Source organism: Streptomyces sp. 891-h (assembly GCF_022760275.1).
Classification (GTDB): Bacteria; Actinomycetota; Actinomycetes; order Streptomycetales; family Streptomycetaceae; genus Streptomyces; species Streptomyces spirodelae.
Genome location: NZ_CP050693.1, coordinates 4,502,017 through 4,523,753, shown reverse-complemented (window position 1 = coordinate 4,523,753; position 21,737 = coordinate 4,502,017). Strand labels below are relative to the sequence as shown.

Here is a 21,737-nt window from a genome sequence, read left to right as displayed (position 1 = left end):
ACAGCGGTACGGACTCGCGGATACGCGGCGGCGGAGGGAAGCGGAATCGTTGCCAAGTCCCGCCGCCCGCCGGGCGGTCGCCGGTGGCCGGTAACCGCCGTCAGGACGGCGGGACGGTGCCGTCGGCAAGTCCGTCGAACATGCCTTGGACGAACTCCTCGCCCAGTTCGCCCACCCGCCGCAGGGCGGCCTCGAACTCGGCGAGGCGGCGGAAGCGGTCCCCGTAGGCGCGCTGCCGCTCCAGCGGCAGCCGCGGCAGCCGCAGCCGGCGCACATCGATCCGGGAGGCGCTGGAGGCGTAGCTGCTGGCCTGCCGGGTGTTGGCGGTCGAGCGCAGGAACCCGGCGACGAACCAGGGGTCGAGCGCCGTCGGGTCGGGCCGCAGCAGACACAGCGGCTTGCCCAGCCGGGCCCCTCCCTCCCCCTCGGCGACCACATGCGCCGCGCCCCGGCCGGTCACCGGGAGCACGACATCCCCTGGCGCGGTGGTGACCGGTTCGGCGCCGGCGGTGTGCACTTCCAGGGCTCCGCTGCGGGCGAGTTCCCCGACGGTCGCCTCGGGCAGCGCCGCGCCTCCGGGCCCGGGCGGCTGCTCCCCCTCCGGGGCGGACGCGTCGGCTCCGCTCAGCTCCAGGGTGCGGCGCAGGGTGCGCTCCAGATCGGCGCGGACGGAGGCGAGCGCCACGGCGTCCGTTCCCGTACCGCCCGGCAGCAGATGGCGCGCCGGGCTCAGGTCCACCTCGTCGTCCAGCAGGTCGATCACCGGCAGGGTGGCGCACACCCCGGGTTCCTCGGGCACGCTCCGGCCCGCGTCGTGTGCCCGCCACGCGGCCACCACGGCGTCGGCCGTCCGCTCCCAGGAGGGCGGCTCCTCGTCCTCGGCACGGCCGCCCGCGTCCATCAGCAACAGCCGTGAGGCGGCGCCCGGGGTGCCGCCCGGCTTGCGCAGCACCCACAGGTGGAGCGGCAGGCTGTGCGGGGCCGCGGCGCCCGGCGGGAGCGCGAGGACGGCGCGGAGCGCCCCCTTGCGCAGCAGCGCGGCGCGCACCCGGCGGCCCGTGCGGCGGGCGGCGACGGCGGGCGGCAGCAGCAGTACGGCGATGCCGCCCGGGCGCAGCCGGGAGAGCGCGTGCTGCACCCAGGCCAGTTCGGAGTCGGTGCGGGCGGGCAGGCCGTAGGTCCAGCGCGGATCGTAGGCCAGTTCGTCGTGGCCCCAGTTGCGCTCGTTGAACGGCGGATGGCACAGAACCGTCGTCACCTGCGGTGCGTCGGCCGCGGGTTCGGTGCGCAGCGCGTCTTCGGTACGGACATCAACGGCGGGCGGCCCCGCGCGGCCCGTGCCGGCAGCGCGCAGGGTGAGGCGGAGCGCGGCCAGCCGGGCGAGGAGGGGGTCGCTCTCCTGGCCGTGGAGCGCGGCGCGGCCACCCGAAGGGGCGCCGCCCGGGGGGCCGGGGGCCTTCGGGTCCGGGGAGGCGGCCAGGAGCAGTTCGGCCGAGCCGCAGGCCGGGTCCAGTACCGCCTCACCGGGTCCGGCGAGCCGTGCCATGAGCGCGGCGGTGGGCTGGGGAGTACGGGCGTACTGGCGGGGGTTGGCGTCGAAGTAGTCGGCCAGCAGCTGCTCGAACGCCGCCGCCGGCCCCGTCTGAGCCGCCATCAGTCCGAGTTCGCGCCGGGCGTCGTCGAGCGGGTCGCCGGACGGCAGCTCGTTGAGGCCCGCCAGGTGCTCCCCGGCCCGCACCAGCGCCGGGCCGTATCCCTCGGGGGCGCTCTCCAGCCGGCGGCGTACGCGTTCCCGCAGCGGGGCCTCGGCGAGCTTGCCCTGGTCGCGGAGCCAGCTCTCCACCTGGGCGAGGGAGAAGGTGGGGCTGGTCTCGGTGCCGCCGACGGGCCGGGGGAAGTCCGCGTAGCGGCGTCGCCAGTTGCTGACAGCGGCCCTGCCGACGCCGGCCAGCCGGGCAATGGCCGCTGCCGTCACTTCCGTGCCGTCCGACACCGTGTTCCTCCGTTCGCCGGGCACACCCGTTCGCTCGTCGCCGTGGCCGTAGGGGTCCGCACGAGCATACCCATCACCCTGCCGCCCCTCTCAGTTCACGACGTGAATGGCCACGCATTGGGGGATACGTGTTGACTCGATTCACAGGCAATGCTGTTATTGACCCAGCGATCCGGCCCGTTCGATCGACGGCGCGGCGGACCGCTCTCTGTTCACACCACTCACCACTCGACCGGAGGTCGCAGCATGCCTGTACGCGCACTGCCCTGTAGACGCCCGTTGTCCGTCGCCGCCGTCACCGCCGCCACGGTGCTCTCCCTCGGCGCACTCGGCGCCTGCTCACTGGAGGAGCCCACCACCGGGAAGGCCGGGACCAGCCAGTCGGCCAAGAAGGGAAAGGACAAGAAGGGCAAGGACCGGGCCGGCGAGGGCTCGGCGAAGGGCGGCGGCAGCGGGGGCAGCGGCCCGCGCGCCGCGGGCGAGTCCGCCGTGTACGCCAAGAAGGGGCTCAAGGTCACGGTCGCGGCGCCCGAGAAGTTCACACCCTCCGCCTACGCCGCAGGCCACAAGTCGGGCCGGCAGGCGTACAAGCTGCGGGTGACGCTGGAGAACACCGGCGACGCCAAGATCGACACCGCCCTGGTCACCGTCGGCGCCCGGCAGGGCCGGGACGGCGAGACGACGGCCGGGATCTTCGACGGCGACACCGTCGGCAGCGGCTTCACCGGCCACCTGCTGCCCGGCAAGCGGGCCACCGCCACCTACGGCTTCGATGTGGCACCAGGCGCCAAGACGCTCGACATCGAGGTCAGCGTGAACGACTTCGAGACCGAGCCGGCGCAGTGGAGCCTCAAGCTCTGACCGCGCCCCCGGCACACCGGCAACCGCTCACGAACCCGCACCACACCATCCCAGGGGGGAACCCATGTCGCACGCTCACCACTCGCACCCGCAGCCGCCCGCACCCGCCGCGGCGGCCCGCAACGGGCTCGGGCTCGCCGCGCTCATCCTCGGCCTCATCGGCGCGCTGTCCGGGCTGGTCCCGATCCTGTTCTGGCTCTCGGGCACCCTCGGTCTGATCGGCCTCATCCTCGGTCTGGTCGGCCGCTCCCGCGCCAAGAAGGGAATCGCCACCAACGGGAAGACGGCGCTGGCCGGGGTGCTGCTGTCGCTGGCCGCCTTCGCGCTGGGCGTGTGGGGGCTGGTCACCGTGGTGACGGCGTTCGGCGACGCCGCCGACGAGCTCGACAAGGAGCTCGACAACGGCGCCGCCGTCGTCACAGTGACCCGCTGACAGCCGCCTGTCGCACGACAGCCGACCGCCGCGTGGAGGGCCCGCCGCGGGAGGGCCCGCCGCCTCAGGAAGCGGGCACAGCGGTGAGGAACTCCCCCACCCACGCCAGGAGTTCGCGGCCCGTCAGCGGCTTGGCGCCGATCTTGGTGGGCTTGGGGCGGGGGACCAGCACCTGGTGGGTGGCCTGCTTGACGACCGAGCCGGGGTAGAGCCGTTTGAGCCGCAGCTCCTGCGACTCGCGCAGCTCCACGGGGCTGAAGCGGACGTTGTTGCCCTGGAGGGTGATGTCGGTGACCCCGGCGGAGCGGGCCAGCATCCGCAGCCCGGCGACCAGCAGCAGGTTCTCCACCGGCTCGGGCAGCGGCCCGTAGCGGTCGGTCAGCTCCTCGCGTACGGCGGCGATGTCCTCCTCCGTGTTGGCGGCGGCGATCGAGCGATACGCCTGGAGCCGCAGCCGCTCGCCCGGCGCGTAGTCGTGCGGGACATGGGCGTCGACCGGCAGCTCGATCTTGACCTCCAGCGGCGCCTCCTCCACCGGGCCCGCCTCTCCCGCCTCCAGCGCCGCGCGGTAGTCGGCGACGGCCTCACCGACCATCCGTACGTACAGGTCGAAGCCGACCCCGGCGATATGACCCGACTGCTCGCCGCCGAGCAGATTGCCCGCGCCGCGGATCTCCAGGTCCTTCATCGCCACGTACATACCGGCGCCCATCTCGGTGTGCTGGGCGATGGTGGCCAGCCGCTCGTGCGCGGTCTCGGTCAGCGGCTTCTCCGGCGGGTAGAGGAAGTAGGCGTAGCCGCGGTCACGGCCCCGGCCCACCCGGCCGCGCAGCTGGTGCAGCTGGGAGAGGCCGAAGGTGTCGCCGCGCTCGACGATGAGGGTGTTGGCGTTGGAGATGTCGATGCCGTTCTCCACGATCGTCGTGGAGACGAGCACATCGAATTTCTTCTCCCAGAAGTCGACCACCACCTGCTCCAGCGCCTGCTCGCTCATCTGCCCGTGCGCGGTCGCGATCCGGGCCTCCGGGACGATCTGCCGCAGCCGGGCCGCGGCCCGGTCGATGGACTCGACCCGGTTGTGGATGTAGAAGACCTGTCCCTCGCGCAGCAGCTCACGGCGGATCGCCGCACCGATCTGCTTCTCCTCGAACGGGCCGACGAAGGTGAGCACCGGATGCCGCTCCTCCGGCGGCGTGGTGATGGTGGACATCTCGCGGATGCCGGTGACGGCCATCTCCAGCGTCCGGGGGATCGGCGTCGCCGACATCGTCAGTACGTCCACGTTGGCGCGCAGCTTCTTCAGCTGCTCCTTGTGCTCGACGCCGAACCGCTGCTCCTCGTCCACGATGACCAGGCCGAGCTCCTTGAACTTCGTCTCCGAGGAGAAGAGCCGGTGGGTGCCGATGACGACATCGACGGTGCCGTCCCGCAGCCCGTCCAGGGTGGCCCGCGCTTCGGTGTCCGTCTGGAACCGGGAGAGCGCCCGGACGTTCACGGGGAACTGGCCGTACCGCTCGGTGAAGGTGGAGAAGTGCTGCTGCACCAGCAGCGTCGTCGGCACCAGCACGGCCACCTGCTTGCCGTCCTGCACCGCCTTGAAGGCCGCCCGCACGGCGATCTCGGTCTTGCCGTAGCCGACGTCGCCGCAGATCAGCCGGTCCATCGGGACCGACTTCTCCATGTCGTCCTTGACCTCACCGATGGTGGTGAGCTGGTCGGGCGTCTCCGCGTACGGGAACGCGTCCTCCAGCTCCCGCTGCCAGGGGGAGTCCGCGCCGAACGCGTGGCCCGGCGCCGCCATCCGCGCGCTGTAGAGCTTGATCAGGTCGGCGGCGATCTCCTTGACCGCCTTCTTGGCCCGCGCCTTGGTCTTCGTCCAGTCGGCGCCGCCCAGCCGGTGCAGGGTGGGCTGCTCGCCGCCCACGTACTTGGTGATCTGCTCCAGCTGGTCGGTGGGCACGAACAGCCGGTCCCCTGGCTGGCCGCGCTTCGCGGGCGCGTACTCCACCAGCAGATACTCGCGGGTCGCGCCCTGCACCGTGCGCTGCACCATCTCGATGTAGCGGCCCACGCCGTGCTGCTCGTGCACGATGTAGTCGCCCGGCTGCAGCGTGAGCGGGTCGATCTGTTTGCGGCGCCGCGCCGGCATCCGGGTGCCGTCCTTGCCGGCCGCCTTCTGGCCGGACAGGTCGGTCTCCGTCAGCACCGCCAACTTGAGACCGGGGGCGACGAAACCGGTGTCGAGGGAGCCGCACGCCACATGCACGAGCGACGGGTCCAGCGCCAGCTCGGGCCCATCCCCCAGACTCCGTCCGGGAGGTGCCCCCAGCCTGGCCGGCACGCCCTCGCCGCCCAGCACCTCGACGGTGCGCGCCGCCGGGCCGTGCGCCTCGGTGACGTACACGCACCGCCAGCCGTCGGACAGCCAGCCCTTGGTGTCGGCGAGCGCGCGGGCCGTGTCCCCCCGGTACGACTCGGGGGCGCGCAGTCCGAGCTGGAGGGTGTCACCGTCCTCCTCGGCCGCCCCCTCCACGTCCGCGGCGAACTGGCTCACCGTCCACCACATCATGCCCAGCTCGCGGGCGTGCTCCCGCACCTCCGCGATCCCGCGCAGCGAGGCGGCGCCCACATCGATCGGGGCCCGCGCCCCCTCGCCGTCCCCCGCACCGGCCGTCGCCGCCCAGGAGGCCTGCAGGAACTCCTGGCTGGTCGCCACCAGGTCGGCCGCACGGGTACGCACCCGCTCCGGGTCGCACACCACCGTCATGCTCCCGGCCGGGAGCACGTCCAGCAGCAGCTCCATCTCGTCCACCAGCACCGGCGCCAGGGACTCCATGCCCTCGACCGCGATCCCCTCGGCGATCTTGCCGAGCAGCTCGTGCAGCTCCGGGTGGACCTCGGCCAGCTCCGCCGCGCGCCGCCGCACCTCGTCCGTCAGCAGCAGCTCACGGCACGGCGGCGCCCACAGCCCGTGCTCGGCGATCTCAAGGGACCGCTGGTCGGCGACCTTGAAGTAGCGGATCTCCTCCACCTCGTCGCCCCAGAACTCCACCCGGATCGGGTGCTCCTCGGTGGGCGGGAAGACGTCCAGGATGCCGCCGCGCACCGCGAAGTCGCCGCGCTTCTCCACCAGCTCGACGCGCGCGTAGGCGGCGGCCGCCAGCGCGTCGACCGTCTCCTCCAGATCCGCCGTCTGCCCCTGCCTCAGCGCTACGGGCACCAACTCGCCCAGCCCCTTGACCTGCGGCTGGAGCACCGAGCGGATCGGCGCGACGACGACCGAGACCGGGCCGGTCGCCGGGTCGGAAGGATCGGGGTGCGCCAGCCTGCGCAGGACGGCCAGGCGGCGGCCCACCGTGTCGGAGCGCGGGCTGAGCCGCTCGTGCGGCAGCGTCTCCCACGACGGGTACTCGACGACGCCCTCCTCCGGGAGGAGCGAGCGCAGCGCGGCCCCCAGGTCCTCGGCCTCGCGGCCGGTGGCCGTCACCGCCAGCACCGGCCGCCCCGCCGAGCGGGCCAGCGCGGCCACGGCGAAGGGGCGGGCCGCCGCCGGGCCGACGATGTCGACGTGGTGCCGGTTGCCGTCCGCTGCGGCCTTGACGGCCTCCTCCAGCGCGGGGTCCTTGGTGACGGCATCGAGCAGACCGTGCAGGCTCATGAAGGCTTCGCTTTCGGCTTTCCGTCCGGGGGGCGCACGCGTCGCCGCGCTGGGCGCACACGACGAGAGCCCGGCTCGCAAGCGAACCGGGTCCCTTTCAGGGTACGCCGCCCCCTGACACCACCGGTCCCGGCGAAAAGGGGAGCCCTCTCAGGGCACCGGCGAAAAGGGGCGGAGCTCTCTCAGTCCGCTGCCGAGGCGGACTGCTGGGCCGGGACGGCGGGGTCTTCCGGGGCGCGGCCGGTGAGGGCCGCCAGGGAGGAGCGGACATGCGCCATGTGCTGCCTCAGCTCCTCGGCCCGCTCGGCGTGCTCCCTCAGCACCCGCTCGGTCTCCCTCTCGATGCCCTCGGCACGCACCTTGGCCTCCGCCAGGATCTCCGCGCCGCGCGCCTCCGCGTCCTCCTGCCGGTGCCGCGCCGCCTCCTCGGCCTCAGCGTGCGCCCGCTTGGCGTCGGCGAGGGCGCGCTGGCCGCGTTCGTCCAGCTCGGCGGCGTACGCCTGGAAGTCGGTCTCCTTCTTGGCCATCTCCCGTTCGAAGGCGTCGGCCTGCGCCGCCTGCTCCTTCTCCTGCTCGGTCAGCAGCGCCGCGCACCTGCGGGACATCTCCTGGAGCGCGTCGAAGGCCTCCTGGCCGATCTTCTCGGCCTGCGACCGCGCCTCGGCACGCAGCTCGTCGGCGCGGTCCTGGGCGGCGTCCAGGATCCTGGCCCCGGCGGCCTCGGCGTCCGCGCGCCGCCGTGCCGCGGCCTCGCGCGCGGCCTCACGTACGGAGCGCGCCTCCTCCTCGGCGCGTTCGGTCAGCTCCTGCGCCTCGGACTCGGCCGCCGTCCGTACGTCGGCGGCCTCGGATTCGGAGGTGGCGAGGAGCCCCTGGGCGCGTGGACCGAGCGCCTCGTAGGTCTGCGGTGGCAGCGCGGCGGCGATGCCGCGCAGCCGTTCGGCCTCCTCGGCCAGCTCCTGGGCGCGCTGGGTGAGCTGCGCGGTGCGGTGCCAGGCGGCCTCGCGTTCCGCGTTCAGCTCGGTCACACGGCCGTCGACCTGCTCGGGCCGGTACCCGCGGCCCCGGACGACGGTGAAGCCGTGCGGCGACGACGCACTCATATCGAGCCCCTTATCTCGGCAAACTCGTCACTCTGGTCACTCTTGGCGATCCGGCGTTCCCGACGCTCACGTCCGACGACGCTCGCGTCCGGCCCGCCCCAGGATGCGCTACTTCACCGTGGTTGCCGTAATCGGCACATCCTGCCGCAACTGATGAAAAAGAGAACGTGACCCGGATGGCTCCCAAGTGACCACGCTTCCGGCACCCGGCACGCTGAGCCCGGGGTTCGCGACCGGGACGGTCGTCGTACCCCCGTCGCCCTCCGTCAGCCGTCTGATCTTCCAGCCCATTCGTGTGAGTGACAGCGCTGAGCTGCCCCGGTCGACGGTGACCGCGTCCAGGGCCGAACCGAGGAAGGGGTAGAAGCGGAAGGGGTTGCCCACGGTGGCCGGGCCCGTGCCCTCCCGGACGAGCGCGCTCAGCAGCTCGCGCTGCCGCTCGACCCGGCCCAGATCCCCCTGCGGGTCGCTGTAGCGCGCCCGGACGAAGGCCAGCGCCTGCCTGCCGTCGAGCGTCTGGCAGCCCGCGCGCAGCTCGGCCCCCGCCTTCTCGTCCCGCAGCGGCTCGTCCAGACAGATCCGTACGCCGTCCAGCGCGTCGACCAGGCGGGTGAAGCCGAGGAAGTCGACCTCCGCGTAGTGGTCGAGGCGCAGCCCGGTGGCCTGTTCGACGGTGCGGGTGAGCAGTTGGGGGCCGCCGCGTGCGTACGCCGAGTTGATCTTGCCGCGGCCGTGGCCGGGAACGTGGACGTACGAGTCGCGCGGAATGCTGACCAGGTACGGGCCCGCGTCCCCGTGGTGCAGCACCATCACCGTGTCGGTGTTGCGCCGGCCGCCCCCGCCCACGTGCAGCTTCTCGCGCTGCTCAGGGCTGAGGTCGGCGCGGGTGTCGGTACCGACGATCAGCCAGTTGGTGCCCTTGCCGGGCGCCGGACGGCCCGGGTAGTCGGCGAACGCGTCGGTCTGCCGCACCCGGTTGTCCGCCCACACATACGTGCCTGCGACCGCCACCGCGCAGGCCAGCAGCAGCACCCCGAGAACGAGCACGACGACCCGCCACCATCTGCTGCGCGGGCCGCTTGCGCGGTGGACGGTGCCCATGCATCGAGCCTCCCGCACGGAGCGCCGGTCGGCACGTCGGCGCCCCGCAAGGGGCGCGGGGAACGGCGCGACAAGCCACAACGCACCGGCGGCCCGCGACGGGGGGGGAAGGGGCACCCCCTCACCGGACAACTAGAACAAGCCGTCCCACATCTGTTCGAGCAGCACCGACCACCAATTCTCCGGCGAGGCCAGAGCGGCAGCGTCCAGCGCGGCGAGCTGTGCCTGGAAGTCGACCGTCCACCGGCCGGCCTGCTCGGGCGTCAGCCCGAACCGCAGGCGCCACATCCGCCCCAGCATGGCCATGCACCGCACGAACTCCGGAAGCCCGGTGTTCACGAACTGCGGCGGCGCCGGCTGCCCGCCGGGCCCCGCCTCCAGCGGCACGGCCACGATGTTGGCCGTGCCGTACTGCACACACAGCTGACGCCCGAAGTCCGTCCCCACCACCAGGTACGACCCCGCGTCGGAAGCGGGCTGTACGCCGCGCTCCTGGGCGAGCTCGGCCAGGGTCGGAATGGGCCTGCCGGGCTGGGCCTGTCCCCAGAAGAAGGGGCCCATGTCCAGGGGGACGCCCGCCCACACGAGGGTCTGCGCCACGATGTCGGGCACGCCCTGCCGGGAGACGGCGCGCTGGTCGAAGCGGAAGACGCCCTGCGGCCCGAACGCCTGCATGAGCTCCTGCCCGACGGCGTCGGGCGGGATCGGCGGCGCTGCCGGGATCTGGCCGGGCGGCGGCAGCGGCACCCGGCTGGGCGCCGGCCGCGCCGGACCGTCGGCGACCTGGTGCAGCTCGCCCTGGTGCTCGATCAGGTGCCGCATGCCCTGCTGCCGCGAGGCGTGGTCGGTGCCGTACGAGGCGGTGTGGCTGACCCGTACCTGCGGCCAGGTCTCGCGGATCATCCGGGCGCAGTAACCACCCGGCAGGTCGCAGGGCTCCAGCTCGGTGTGGAGCTCGACCACCTGCTGCGGGGGCACGTTCATGGCCCGCAGCTCGTGCAGCAGCTGCCACTCGGGGTGCGGGGTGCCCGGCGCGGAGCGGCGGATGAGCTGCTGCTCGGAACCGTCCGGCGCCCGGTAGCGGAGTACGGCCATATAGCCGGGACCGACCGTGGGCTGACCCGGCTGCGGCTGCGGCCCTCCGGGCGGCGGCGCTCCCATCCCGGGCCCCATGGCGGGCCCGCCGGGCGGCGGGGTGCCGTGGACCCCCGGCGGCGGGGCGCCGGGAGCGCCGGGCGGCGTTCCGGGCGCGCCGGGCGGCCCGGGAGGTGTGGGACCGCCGGGGCCGGGGCTCGCGAGCATCGTCGCCGCCTGGTGCACGCCACCACCGCCCGGACCCGAGGCGTCGCCGGGCGGCGGGGTGGCCGCGTCGCCCGGCAGGTCCGGCTTGGGCTGCTGCCCGCTCTGGTTGATCTGCTCGGCGAGGTCGTCGGCCGAGACCATCTGGGTGGGCACATACCCGCCGCCGGGCGCGCCGGGAGCTCCGGGGGCACCGGGTGCTCCGGGCGCTGAGGGCGGCGGAGGGGTGCCCGCGCCGCCGGAGCGGGCACCTGGCGCACTCGGCGCCCCCGGGGTGCCGGGAGCGCCGGGCGGCGGAGGTACGGAGGGACCCGTGCCCCGGGAGGAGGGCCGGGCGGGCGTCGAGCCGTGCGGGGCCCGGCTGGTGGCGGCGTCCGCGATGTCCCCGGCGCCGGTGCCGGGCGCTTCCGGTGCGGCGGGGGCGCCGGGCGCCCCGGGCATCTGGAGGCCGCCCTGGGAGGGGTCGGCCAGCATGGTGGCGGCGTGGTGCACGGCGCCACCACCGGTGCCGTCACCCGTGCCGGGGCCGTCGGTGCCGCCTCCGGCGCCCGTGTCGTCGGCGCCGGTCCCGCCGCCGGGCGCACCGCCCTGGGAGGGGGAGCCGGGGTCCTGGGCCGGGGGCCGGCCGAAGTCGGCGCCCGGATCGTCGAGCGCGGGGGCCACCGTGGTCCTGGGCAGGGCGCTGCCCTCGGGCAGCAGTTCGGTGCGTGCCTCGGAGCCGGGGGGCGGGGGCGGGGTGTCGTCCTCGTCGCTGCCCATCAGCGGCGGCGCGAACACGGTCGCGGGCGGCGCCTGCGCCTCGCCGCTTCCGGCACCTCCGGTGTCGGCACCGTCCCAGGGACTGGCTCCGGACGTGCTCCCGCCAAGCGAGCCGCCGCCACCCGGCGAGCCCTCACCGGCGAGCGAGCCACCGGCGGGCGGGCCGCCGCCGAGCGAGTCCCCGGCGGAGGCAGCCGGCGCAGGCGAGGCGGGTGCGGGCGAGGCAGGCGCGGCGGGGCCGTCGGCGCGGCGGTCCGGGATGCCCATCTTGTCCGCCGCCTGCTGGAGCCACTCGGGCGGCGTCAGCAGGAACGAGGTCGCCTCCAGGTCGAGCCGCTGCTCCGAGGGCGGCGGTGGTGTGACGGCCGGTTCGTCGCCGTACTCCTCCTCGTAGCGGCGGATGACCTCGCCCACCGGCAGCGCCGGCCACAGCGTCGTCTCGCCGCTGTCGCGGGCGATGACCAGCCGGATGTTGCCGCCGTCCGAGGCCGGTCCGCCCTCGCGGTCCTCGGCCCAGGCGACGAAACCCAGGTCGAACTCGCGTACGCACACCTCCCGGTGCTGGTACGCGGGCATGTCGCCGTTGACCCAGCGCTCGGCGCGCTCCTGGGCCTGCGCCAAGGTCACCATCGCGCTCTCACCTCTCCAACGGGACGGCTCGCGCGAAGCCGCCGTCCACCATCAGGTTCGCCACGGTCTCCAGCTCCGGCGGGTTCCCGGCCAGCCGCAGCAGGAACTCGTCGAAGTCCGCGCCGCACGGCCGCAGCAGCCGCTCCACCCGCTCCTGGACCTGCATACCGTCCGCGTCCCTGGCGTCGTCGTACGCGCAGAACCACACCGAACCGGCGGCCTCGCCCCGCACCTTCACCGCGATCAGCCCGCCCTGCACGAAACCGACCCCGAGGTAGTCCTTGGTGAGGTGGTCGCGCAGGCACTTGTTGATGTAGACGAGGTCGTTGACGGCCGCGTCGTCGCGCACCGTGAAGAACGGCTGGTCGACCAGGAGGCCCAGCTCCGCGTCGAGCGCCACACCCTGCGGGGCGCAGCCGCCCGCGACCTTCAGGAACATCCGGTAGGCCCCCGGCAGCCGGTAGCCCAGCCGCTCCTCGATGTCCAGGACCTGCCGCTCGCTGACCGCCGACTCGGGGCCGTGCGGGACCGCGAAGTGCGCGGGGCGGGTCTCCTGGAGGGGACGCGTACCGGTCTTCTCGTGGTCGACGGCCGCCGTGGCCAGTCCGCCGTGGTGCCGCAGCAGCGCCTTGACCTCCACGGGGACGAGCTCCATCCGGCGGCTGCCCGGCACGTGATGCCACGTCCAGCCGTGCGGGGTCGCCACCGGCGGCAGATCCGCCCACAGCTCGTGCCCCTCGGCGTGCAGCGCGGCGTTGGCCGACACATAGTCCGTCAGGCGCAGTTCGTCGCCGCCGAAGCCCTCCGGGGGCTCCGCGATCTCCGCGGCCGCGCGGGCGTACGCGGAGAAGTCCGGGAACCCGCTGTGGTCGACCCGCACCCCCTGGGGGTAGCGGGCCGCCCGGACGGGGTCCGGGAAGTTCACGACCTGCCCGGCGTACGCCCGGTTCGGTGGCGGGGCGGCTGGTCCACGGCCCTGAGGGCCGGGAGCTGCCCCCACCCCAAGCCGACCTGTCGTCATGGCGTTGGCTCCCTGCTGCTTCTGGCTGGTACCGAACAGCCTATGCGGTACGGCAGCAGGCAGACACCGGCCCTGGTGATCAGCCCCTGAGCGGCGCGCGATCGCAGCGCGTCACCCCTTCCCCGCGGCCTCCAGCTTCGCCAACTGCTTGTCGATGAGCCGCTTGGGCTGCTCGGGCCCCTTGCCGGTCAGCGATGTCGACATGAAGGTCATGGTGTTGGCACCGGAACGGACAACCGTCACCTGCACCCCGTATGGCTTGTTCTTGGCGTTGGTCATACCGAACCGCACCGAATCGTCCCCCATCCCCGGGGACGGCTGCGGCTCGACGCTCACCTTCTCCCGCTTCCCGGTGCCGTCCGGCTCGTCCTCGATCTCCTGGCACTTCTCCGTCGCGGTCTTCAGGTTCCCCAGGAACGTCTCGGCGTCGCCGGGCCGGTAGGCGGAGAGCAGCACCTGGTGGATCGTGCTCTCGGTGGTGAACTGGTCCTTGCCGCCCTTGAGGAGGCCGGCGGCCGCCGAGGCGGTGCGCTTCTGCTCGGAGTCCTTGCTGAAGAGGTCGATCAGCGCACGGCACTCCGGGCCGGCCGGCGGCGGGTCGTCGTCGAGCGCGTTCCTGCTCTCGTTCGCCCGGTAGCCCGGGGCATCCTCGGAGTTGAGGAGCGCGGCGCGCAACTGGCCCTCGGTCAGCGGCTTCGCGGAGCCCTTGTCCGGCTTGTCCGTCTCGTCGCCCTTGCCGCCGCCGGTACCTCCGCCGCCCTTGCCGCCGTCCCCTCCGCCGCTCGTGCCGCTGTCGCCGCCGTGGCTCTCACCACTGCTGCCGCCGCTGTCGCCGCCGCTCTTGCCGCCCCCGTCGTCCCCGCCGCCGCAGGCGGTGAGGGGCAGCAGCAGTGCGGGAAGTACGGCGACGGCCGCGCACGTACGGCGCAGCGCGGCGTGGGGACGCGTGCGCCTCGTCGTGGGGGTCATGGCTATCCCTCTCGGTCGGGACTGGCCATCATCCGCCGCCCCCAGGGGCCCCACAAGGCGCCCTTCACAGCACCGCCACCACCGCCACAATTCCATGACATCACCGGCGGAATGATCGACTCATGCGCCACACTGCATACTTGGGCGAGCCCCGGCACAGAGGGGACACTCTGGGAGGAAGCTCCATTGCACACGGCACCACAGGCGCACACATCGCGGCGGCCAGAAGCTCCGCAGTCGCAGCCCGGCGCGTACACCCACGCGTACGACAGCAGCGACCCGCGCATCGGCTGGATAGCCGCAGCCGACTCCCTCAGCGCCACCGCACCGGTCCTGCTCCAGCGCCGCGACGGCATCCTGCCCGCCGTCGCCGCCGCGCTGTCCATCCGGGGCGAGACCCTCACCTGCACCGGCAGCAAGAGCGAACGTCCGCCCGCCCTCCACCCCTTGGTGCAGGACTTCCTCGACACCCTCACCACCGACCGCCGCTCCCGGCAGACCGGCCGCTGCCCCGAAGCCGTACTGCTGTCGCGCTATCTGACCGCCACCGAGGCCGCACGCGCGGACAAGCGCGGCGGGCGCAGACCGGCCAGGAGCGGCCGCTCCGGCAAGGGCGCCACCGGCAAGGCGTCCCGCGCAGCGAAGGCCCCCAAGCCGCTCACGCTCAGCGAGGCCAAGCGCGCCCTCAAACACGCCAAGCTCACCGCGCGCCGTATCCGCGAGGACGGCGACCCGCTGCACGGCAGCTACGCGCCCCCCTGCCGCTCCTGCGGAGCGCTGCTGGCCCACTTCGGGGTGCGGGCCGTGGACCCGGCACGGGAGAACGCGCAGTGACCACCCGTTTCCCCGTCGCCGTCGACGACCCGCTGCGCAACGCCGGGTGGGAGCCCGGCCGGTGGGACATCCGGCAGGCCGAACAGTGGGCCGACACCCTGCGCGGCCACATCTCGCCGGGCGGCCACCGGCACGCGGTCTTCCCTGCCGCCGTCGAGGTCTGGGCCGAGTTCGGCACCCTGTACATCACCCCGACCGGCCCCGGCCGGCACCTCGCACCCTCGCCCGTGTACATCGACCCGCTCCCCGGGCTGCACTCGGCGCGCACCTTCTCCGACCTCGGCCGCGCGCTGGGCACCCAGGTCTGCCCGATCGGCACCGAGGGCGAGGACGAGGCGCTGCTGGCCATCGACGCCGAGCGCCGCGTCTACAGCATCGACGCGACCGGCGACTGGTACCTGGGCGCCGACTTCGACGCCGCGCTCTCCGCACTGATGAGGGGACTGGTGCCCGCCAGACTGAGCGCGAGCGCGCCGCCACCGCCGTCCGCTCCCCGACAGGAGAACACCGGCCCGGAGGGGCTCACGGACGCACGCAGCGGGTGATGTGGGAGCTCACGGAATCGCGCAGCGGGTGATGCGGGGGTTGCGGACGCGCGTAGCGCGAGTGACGCGGAAGTCAGGAGCGCGCGTAGGGGATGATCGCCGAGACGCGGAAGCCGCCCGCGTCCGTCGGCCCCGAGACGAAGCCGCCGCCGAGCGCCGTCACCCGCTCCCGCATGCCCACCAGGCCGTTGCCGCCGCTGGGCAGGCCCGCGTCGGCCGCGCCGGCGGCGGCCGGATCGTTCTCCACCTGGAGCGCCACCTCGGCGGCCCGGTGCGCGACCCGTACCCGGGTGGCGGCACCCGCCGCGTGCTTGTGCACATTGGTCAGCGCTTCCTGGACCACCCGGTAGGCGGTCTGCTGCACCGGCTGCGGACAGGCGCCGTCCGGGCTGCCCTCGACGCTGAGCTCCACCGTCATCCCCGCCGCACGCGACTGCCCGACGAGGACGTCGAGCTGCGCCAGCGAGGGCGCGTCGGAGGGTGCCCCGCTCCGGTCGGTGTGCGCCGCGCCGTCCTCGTCCGCGGCCCGCGCTCCCTCTTTACGGGAGTCCGCGGCACCGGCGCTCGCCCGCCCGGCGACCGCCGAGGCGAACTCGGCCAACCGCGAGGGCGCCTCGGCGGCGTCGTCACCGCAGGGCCGCACAGCGGCGGTGGCGGACCCGGCCGAGGCGGCCGAGGCCCCGGAAGCGGAGGCGGAGGCGGAGTCGGGGGCGGCGTGGGAGGCGGCATGGGAGCCGTCCTGCAAGCCGGCACCGGCCGGCTCGGAACCCGCCACCCGCTCGGCCCCCTGCTCCCGCTGCTCCGCCTGCTCGGCCTGTTCTGCCTCCCCGGCCTTCTTCTCCGCCTTGTCCGCCTTCTCCGCCTCGCCGGACCGCAGGACGCCCAGCATGGTGCGCAGCTCGTTCAGCGCCTGCCGCCCCATGTCGCCCACCAGCGCCGCGTTCTTTGCGGCCTTCTCCGGATCCTTGAGCGCCACCGCCTGCAGCGCCGCAGCGTGCACCACCATCAGGCTCACCCGGTGGGCGACCACGTCGTGCATCTCCCGCGCGATCCGGGTGCGCTCCTCGTTGCGCGCCCACTCCGCGCGCTCCTCCGCCCGGTCGGCCAGCAGCGACAGCTCGCGCTCCAGCCCGTCGGCACGCTCCCGCAGCGACTCCACCAGCCGTCGGCGCGCCCCCACGTAGAGGCCGAGCAGCACGGGTGGCGCCGTCACACCGATCGACATCAGGACCGAGACCAGGGGGACGAACCAGGCCGAGGGGTTGAAATCGGGGTCCTGCCCGATACTCTGCTCCAGCCGGAAGGTGGTGATCACCAGCATGCCGACGGCGGCCATGGAGGCCAGCAGCCCGGTGATCCGCCGCGGCACCTCGGTGGCGGCGAGCGTGTAGAGGCCGACGACACCGAGGAAGGTGCCCATCTCGGCCGGTATGACGGCGATGGCCACCAGGACGACGGCTATCGGCCAGCGGCGGCGCAGCACCAGCGTCGCCCCCGCGAGGGCGCCCAGCACGATCGCGAGCACACCGGGGACACCGGCCTCGCGCGCGAAGCCCTGGCCCTGCAGCGCGCACTCCGCGGCCGAGGCCGCGCCCAGGGCGATATCGAGCACCGCACTCCGTGGTCTCTCCCACCACCACGGCCCGCCCCGCGTACGGTTTTCCCCCGTCTCGGTCATACCGACCACCCTACGACCGCACACCGTCGGCTTGTCCGGCCGATCACCGGAACACCCCATTCCGCTCATCTGTCTGCGACCGGACGATTGTGCAATCGAACAGACCCCCTTTCACTCGAACTGAGCAATGGAACACGTTTTCCCGGCGCGCCTCACCGGTGGCCGCCGAGACTCGCCCCATGCCACGCACATACGACGCCCACCAGTACGAACAGCTCCGCGAGCAGGCCGTCGCGCTGCGCCGCGCGGGGCTCAGCCGCCGCCAGATCCGTGACCGCCTCAAGGTCGGCAACAACGACCTCCTCAACCGCCTGGTCCAGGGCGAACCCCCACCCGCCTGGACCCGACGCCCCAACGCCAAGGACGACCTACGAGCGCGTGCGCGCGAGCTGCGGCGGCAGGGGTGGACGTACGACCGGATCGAACTGGAACTGGGCGTCTCGCGCAGCTCCGTCTCCCTGTGGGTCCGGGACCTGCCGAGGCCGCCGAGGCGCACCCGCGAGGAAGCGTCCACCATCGCCAGGCGTGGCTGGGAGCGCACGCTCGCCTTACGGGAAGAGGAGCGGCAGCGCACCAAGGCAGCCGCCACCGCGGAGATCGGAACCCTGAGCGACCGGGAGCTGTTCCTGCTCGGGGTGGGGTTGTACTGGGCGGAGGGCAGCAAGGCCAAGCCGTGGCGGCGCGACGAGATCGTCGTCTTCGTCAACAGCGACCCCGACATGATCAAGCTCTTCCTCACCTGGCTCGATCTGCTCCAGGTGGAGAAGGAACGCCGCCGGTACCGCGTGATGATCCATGAGTCGGCCGATGCGGAAGAGGCCCAGCACTTCTGGCAGGAGCTGACCGGCGCCCCGCCGCAGAACTTCTACAAGCCGCTGCTCAAGAAGCACAACCCGAAGACAGTTCGCAAGAACACCGGGACGAGCTACCGCGGCTGCCTGACGGTACGTGTACAACAGGGGGCTGAGCTATACCGTCGCATCGAGGGCTGGTGGTACGGCATAGTGTTGGGTGTCGGTTCGACCCCCGAGAGGGAGTGTCCGAATTGACCTCTTTTGCTATCCCCTGTGGTGTAATGGGCAACACGATTCACTTTGGATGAATTGTTCCAGGTTCGAGTCCTGGCAGGGGAGCTCACAGCAGCAAACCCAGGTTCGAGTCCTCACCGGCGGCTGCCGTCCTCAGGCCCCGCCCTCCCTTCACGCGGCGAACCCCCCGGTATCCTGCGGGACAGCACCCACCCCCGAAGCCGAAGGGCACACCCGTGAGCGTCACTCGCCCGGCAGCCGTCGTCGTTCTCGCAGCGGGTGAGGGCACCCGCATGAAGTCGGCGACCCCCAAGGTCCTGCACGAGATCTGCGGCCGCTCGCTGGTCGGCCATGTGGTGAGCGCCGCGCGGGCGCTGGATCCGGAGCAGCTGGTCGTGGTCGTCGGGCACGCACGGGAGAAGGTCACCGCACATCTGGCGCAGCTCGACCCGGGTATCCGTACCGCCGTGCAGTACGAGCAGAACGGCACCGGGCACGCGGTCCGGATGGCCCTGGAGGAGCTGGGCGGGGACGGCCCTGCCGGGACGGTGCTGGTGACCTGTGGCGACACCCCGCTGCTGACCGGTGAGACGCTGCAGCAGCTCGCGGACACCCACGTCGCGGACGGCAACGCCGTCACCGTGCTGACGGCCGAGGTCCCGGACGCGACGGGCTACGGCCGGATCGTGCGCGAGGGCGGCCGTGGCGAGGGCGGCGGCGCGGTCACCGCGATCGTCGAGCACAAGGACGCGAGCGAGGAGCAGCGCGCGATCCGGGAGATCAATTCGGGGGTGTTCGCCTTCGACGGCCGTCTGCTGGCGCAGGCGCTGGGCAAGGTCCGTACGGACAACAGCCAGGGTGAGGAATACCTCACGGATGTGCTCGGCATCCTGCGGGAGGGCGGCCACCGGGTGGGCGCGGCGGTGGCGGGCGATCACCGCGAGATCGCGGGGATCAACAACCGTGTCCAGCTGGCCGAGGCGCGCCGGATGCTGAACGGCCGGCTGGTGGAGGAGGCCATGCTGGCGGGGGTCACGGTGGTCGATCCGGCCACCACCTGGATGGATGTGGGTGTGACCTACGAGCCGGACGCGATGGTCCATCCGGGCACCCAGCTGCTGGGCGGCACCCATCTGGGCGAGGACAGTGAGGTGGGCCCGAACACCCGCCTGACGGACACCGTGGTGGGTGCGGGTGCGACGGTCAGCAACACGGTGGCGCAGGGTGCTCGGATCGGTGCCGGGGCGTCGGTCGGTCCGTACACCTATCTGCGGCCGGGTACCCGGCTGGGGCCGAAGGTGAAGGCCGGCAGCTACGTGGAGATGAAGAACGCGGAGATCGGCGAGGGCACGAAGGTGCCGCATCTCTCCTATGTGGGTGATGCGGTGATCGGCGAGCACAGCAATATCGGTGCCGCGAGTGTGTTCGTGAACTACGACGGTGAGAGCAAGCACACCACGACGGTCGGTTCGCACTGCCGGATGGGCGCGGACAACATGTATGTGGCTCCGGTCACGGTGGGGGACGGTGCCTACAGTGCGGCCGGCTCCGTGATCACGAAGGATGTGCCGCCCGGCTCGTTGGCCGTGGCGCGGGGTCAGCAGCGCAACATCGAGGGCTGGGTGGCCAGGAAGCGTCCGGGCAGCGCGTCGGCGCAAGCAGCCCAGACGGCGCAGGCGGCGCAGGCCGAGGAGTCGGTTCAGCCCGGGCAGTCGGCGCGGACCGAGGGGTCGGCTCAGTCCGGGCAGTCGGCGGGTGGCGCGGTCCCCGGGGCGGCTTCGGACGGGGCCGAAACCGCTCGTTCGGCAAACGGTACGGGCGGGCAGGTTCCCGCCGAGGAGGGTTAAGACCGGGTATCCGGTTGTATGACGCGGGGCGTACGGTTATGGAGAGCCTGATTGGCCATGCGGCCGAAAACCGACGCCGCCCCCGCAACCGACGCCGCCCCCCGCTGAGCCGCCGTGCGGCGCACCACACAGGGAGACAACAGCAGTGACCGGGATCAAGACGACCGGCGAGAAGAAACTCATGCTCTTCTCCGGCCGCGCCCACCCCGAACTCGCCGAAGAGGTCGCCAAGCAGCTCGGTATCGGCGTGGTCCCGACCAAGGCTTTCGACTTCGCGAACGGTGAGATCTACGTCCGCTTCCAGGAGTCCGCGCGCGGCGCCGACTGCTTCTTGATGCAGAGCCACACGGCTCCCATCAACAAGTGGATCATGGAGCAGCTCATCATGATCGACGCGCTGAAGCGGGCTTCGGCGCGGAGCATCACGGTGATCGTCCCGTTCTACGGCTATGCCCGGCAGGACAAGAAGCACCGCGGGCGCGAGCCGATCTCGGCGCGGCTGATGGCCGACATGTTCCAGTGCGCGGGTGCGGACCGTATCCTCACCGTCGATCTGCACACCGACCAGATCCAGGGCTTCTTCGACGGCCCGGTCGATCACCTGTTCGCTCTGCCGCTGCTGGCGGACTATGTGGCGGCCAAGACCGACCGCAACAAGCTCACCGTCGTCTCGCCGGACGCCGGCCGGGTCCGGGTGGCGGACCGCTGGGCGGACCGGCTCGGCGCTCCGCTGGCCATCGTCCACAAGCGCCGCGACCCCGATGTGGCGAACCAGGTGACCGTGCACGAGGTCGTCGGCGATGTGAAGGGCCGGGTCTGTGTCCTGGTCGACGACATGATCGACACCGGCGGCACGATCTGCGCAGCGGCCGAGGCGCTGTTCGCCAACGGCGCCGAGGACGTCATCGTCACGGCGACGCACGGCGTGCTGTCCGGTCCGGCCGCGGACCGGTTGAAGAACTCCAAGGTCAGCGAGTTCGTCTTCACCAATACGCTGCCCACCCCCGGTGAGCTGGAGCTCGACAAGATCACGGTGCTGTCGATGGCGCCGACGATCGCCCGCGCGGTGCGTGAGGTGTTCGAGGACGGCTCGGTGACCAGCCTCTTCGACGAGCAGGCGTGAGCGGCCGCGGGCCTGTCCCACATCCCGTGTTCCGCTGATCGATTTTTGGCCGGCCTCCTTCGCCGCGTAGACTCTGCGAGTCGCTCGGCGAGGGAGGCCGGTCCTTTTCGACGTTCCACGTCATCGCAGGACCGGATGCTCCGTTATCGACGCGCGCTCTTCGTAGCAGGTCCGTCGGGACCGAGTGGCACCGCAGACATCCGTACCACCGTCGCTAACGAGGAGCGCAGCATGGCTGACGTCAACATCAGCGCGACCATCCGCAACGAGTTCGGCAAGGGCTCCGCCCGCCGTCTCCGCCGCGAGGAGAAGGTCCCCGCCGTCATCTACGGTCACGGCGCCGATCCGGTCCACGTGGCCCTGCCCAGCTACGACATGATGATGGCGCTCAAGACCCCCAACGTCCTGATCCACCTGGACGTCGAGGGCAAGAAGGAGCTCGTCATCCCCAAGGCCGTCCAGCGCGAGGCCATCCGTGGCTTCCTGGTCCACATCGACCTGCTGACGGTCAAGCGCGGCGAGAAGGTCAACGTCGAGGTCCCGATCCACATCGAGGGCGAGCTGGCCCCGGGCCAGAACCTGATCGAGCACGTCTACAACTCGCTGCCGGTCGAGGCCGAGGCCACCCACATCCCCGAGTCGGTGACCGTCTCCGTCGACGGCCTGGACGTCGGCGACCAGATCCTGGCCAAGGACATCGCCCTGCCGAGCGGTACCTCGCTCGCCATCGAGGGCGACGAGACCGTCATCTCGATCCTCGCCGCGCAGGCCGAGGAGCCCGCGGCCGAGGGTGAGGAAGCCGCCGAGGGCGAGGCCGAGGCCGGCGAGTAGGACCCGCGCGCCCCTGGGTGCCAC

The 21,737-nt window shown here is 72.7% G+C and carries 16 protein-coding genes and 1 tRNA gene; 9 read left to right on the top strand and 8 right to left on the bottom strand.

Translation table 11 applies throughout. The features are described 5' to 3' along the window. Positions 1-100: 100 nt before the first annotated feature. Positions 101-1,993, bottom strand: a complete 1,893-nt coding sequence (locus HC362_RS19875; RefSeq protein WP_243085387.1) for an N-6 DNA methylase — start codon at positions 1,991-1,993, stop codon at positions 101-103. 279 nt (positions 1,994-2,272) lie between these two features. Here HC362_RS19875 and HC362_RS19870 point away from each other — a divergent pair, with 279 nt between their 5' ends. Both HC362_RS19870 and HC362_RS19865 read left to right on the top strand, forming a co-directional pair. Next, positions 2,273-2,854 carry a DUF4352 domain-containing protein gene (locus HC362_RS19870; protein ID WP_243085386.1) on the top strand — a complete coding sequence of 194 codons (582 nt, stop codon included), beginning with the start codon at positions 2,273-2,275 and terminating at the stop codon, positions 2,852-2,854. A 64-nt stretch (positions 2,855-2,918) separates the two neighbouring features. Further along, entirely contained in the window at positions 2,919-3,287 is a 369-nt protein-coding gene (locus tag HC362_RS19865) for a hypothetical protein (protein ID WP_243085385.1), read from the top strand. 64 nt (positions 3,288-3,351) lie between these two features. On the opposite strand, the gene mfd is transcribed toward HC362_RS19865, so the two are convergent. The 6 genes from mfd to HC362_RS19835 form a co-directional block, all read right to left on the bottom strand. Further along, positions 3,352-6,945, bottom strand: coding sequence for a transcription-repair coupling factor (gene mfd, locus HC362_RS19860; RefSeq protein ID WP_243085384.1), 3,594 nt, complete (start codon positions 6,943-6,945; stop codon positions 3,352-3,354). Positions 6,946-7,127: 182 nt separating this feature from the next. Further along, on the bottom strand, positions 7,128-8,048 hold the full coding sequence (locus HC362_RS19855; RefSeq protein WP_243085383.1) for a cellulose-binding protein: 921 nt from the start codon (positions 8,046-8,048) through the stop codon (positions 7,128-7,130). Between the two features lie 108 nt (positions 8,049-8,156). After that, positions 8,157-9,149 carry an LCP family protein gene (locus tag HC362_RS19850; RefSeq protein WP_243085382.1) on the bottom strand — a complete coding sequence of 331 codons (993 nt, stop codon included), beginning with the start codon at positions 9,147-9,149 and terminating at the stop codon, positions 8,157-8,159. A gap of 132 nt (positions 9,150-9,281) precedes the next feature. After that, the gene (locus HC362_RS19845; RefSeq protein WP_279240125.1) at positions 9,282-11,837 is read right to left on the bottom strand and encodes an SUKH-4 family immunity protein; all 2,556 of its coding nucleotides are present in this window, start codon (positions 11,835-11,837) and stop codon (positions 9,282-9,284) included. A gap of 7 nt (positions 11,838-11,844) precedes the next feature. Beyond that, complete coding sequence (locus HC362_RS19840; RefSeq protein WP_243085381.1) at positions 11,845-12,858, bottom strand: SMI1/KNR4 family protein; 1,014 nt, start codon at positions 12,856-12,858, stop codon at positions 11,845-11,847. Between the two features lie 111 nt (positions 12,859-12,969). Beyond that, on the bottom strand, positions 12,970-13,827 hold the full coding sequence (locus HC362_RS19835) for a hypothetical protein (protein WP_243085380.1): 858 nt from the start codon (positions 13,825-13,827) through the stop codon (positions 12,970-12,972). 285 nt (positions 13,828-14,112) lie between these two features. Between HC362_RS19835 and HC362_RS19830 the strand changes: the two genes are divergently transcribed. Next, entirely contained in the window at positions 14,113-14,661 is a 549-nt protein-coding gene (locus HC362_RS19830) for a YwqJ-related putative deaminase (protein WP_243088713.1), read from the top strand. Then, the gene (locus tag HC362_RS19825) at positions 14,658-15,206 is read left to right on the top strand and encodes an SUKH-3 domain-containing protein (protein ID WP_243085379.1); all 549 of its coding nucleotides are present in this window, start codon (positions 14,658-14,660) and stop codon (positions 15,204-15,206) included. The genes HC362_RS19830 and HC362_RS19825 overlap by 4 nt, the downstream gene beginning before the upstream one ends. A gap of 73 nt (positions 15,207-15,279) precedes the next feature. On the opposite strand, the gene HC362_RS19820 is transcribed toward HC362_RS19825, so the two are convergent. Then, positions 15,280-16,884, bottom strand: coding sequence for a sensor histidine kinase (locus HC362_RS19820; RefSeq protein WP_243085378.1), 1,605 nt, complete (start codon positions 16,882-16,884; stop codon positions 15,280-15,282). A 179-nt stretch (positions 16,885-17,063) separates the two neighbouring features. Between HC362_RS19820 and HC362_RS19815 the strand changes: the two genes are divergently transcribed. From HC362_RS19815 to HC362_RS19795, 5 genes are all read left to right on the top strand, one after another. After that, a complete protein-coding gene (locus HC362_RS19815; RefSeq protein WP_243085377.1) occupies positions 17,064-17,933 on the top strand; it encodes a hypothetical protein in 870 nt (289 codons plus the stop codon). Positions 17,934-17,945: 12 nt separating this feature from the next. After that, positions 17,946-18,017: transfer RNA gene (locus HC362_RS19810), tRNA-Gln, on the top strand. 131 nt (positions 18,018-18,148) lie between these two features. Then, complete coding sequence (glmU, locus tag HC362_RS19805) at positions 18,149-19,759, top strand: bifunctional UDP-N-acetylglucosamine diphosphorylase/glucosamine-1-phosphate N-acetyltransferase GlmU (protein ID WP_243085376.1); 1,611 nt, start codon at positions 18,149-18,151, stop codon at positions 19,757-19,759. A gap of 145 nt (positions 19,760-19,904) precedes the next feature. Then, positions 19,905-20,882, top strand: a complete 978-nt coding sequence (locus HC362_RS19800; protein WP_243085375.1) for a ribose-phosphate diphosphokinase — start codon at positions 19,905-19,907, stop codon at positions 20,880-20,882. Positions 20,883-21,113: 231 nt separating this feature from the next. Further along, the gene (locus tag HC362_RS19795) at positions 21,114-21,713 is read left to right on the top strand and encodes a 50S ribosomal protein L25/general stress protein Ctc (RefSeq protein ID WP_243085374.1); all 600 of its coding nucleotides are present in this window, start codon (positions 21,114-21,116) and stop codon (positions 21,711-21,713) included. Positions 21,714-21,737 lie beyond the last annotated feature (24 nt).

Coding starts and splice junctions, on each gene's coding strand:
- HC362_RS19865 (WP_243085385.1), top strand. CDS start 2,919: ATGTCGCACGCTCACCACTCGCACCCGCAGCCGCCCGCACCCGCCGCG.
- mfd (WP_243085384.1), bottom strand. CDS start 6,945: ATGAGCCTGCACGGTCTGCTCGATGCCGTCACCAAGGACCCCGCGCTG.
- HC362_RS19855 (WP_243085383.1), bottom strand. CDS start 8,048: ATGAGTGCGTCGTCGCCGCACGGCTTCACCGTCGTCCGGGGCCGCGGG.
- HC362_RS19850 (WP_243085382.1), bottom strand. CDS start 9,149: ATGGGCACCGTCCACCGCGCAAGCGGCCCGCGCAGCAGATGGTGGCGG.
- HC362_RS19845 (WP_279240125.1), bottom strand. CDS start 11,837: ATGGTGACCTTGGCGCAGGCCCAGGAGCGCGCCGAGCGCTGGGTCAAC.
- HC362_RS19840 (WP_243085381.1), bottom strand. CDS start 12,858: ATGACGACAGGTCGGCTTGGGGTGGGGGCAGCTCCCGGCCCTCAGGGC.
- HC362_RS19835 (WP_243085380.1), bottom strand. CDS start 13,827: ATGACCCCCACGACGAGGCGCACGCGTCCCCACGCCGCGCTGCGCCGT.
- HC362_RS19820 (WP_243085378.1), bottom strand. CDS start 16,884: ATGACCGAGACGGGGGAAAACCGTACGCGGGGCGGGCCGTGGTGGTGG.
- HC362_RS19815 (WP_243085377.1), top strand. CDS start 17,064: ATGCCACGCACATACGACGCCCACCAGTACGAACAGCTCCGCGAGCAG.
- HC362_RS19795 (WP_243085374.1), top strand. CDS start 21,114: ATGGCTGACGTCAACATCAGCGCGACCATCCGCAACGAGTTCGGCAAG.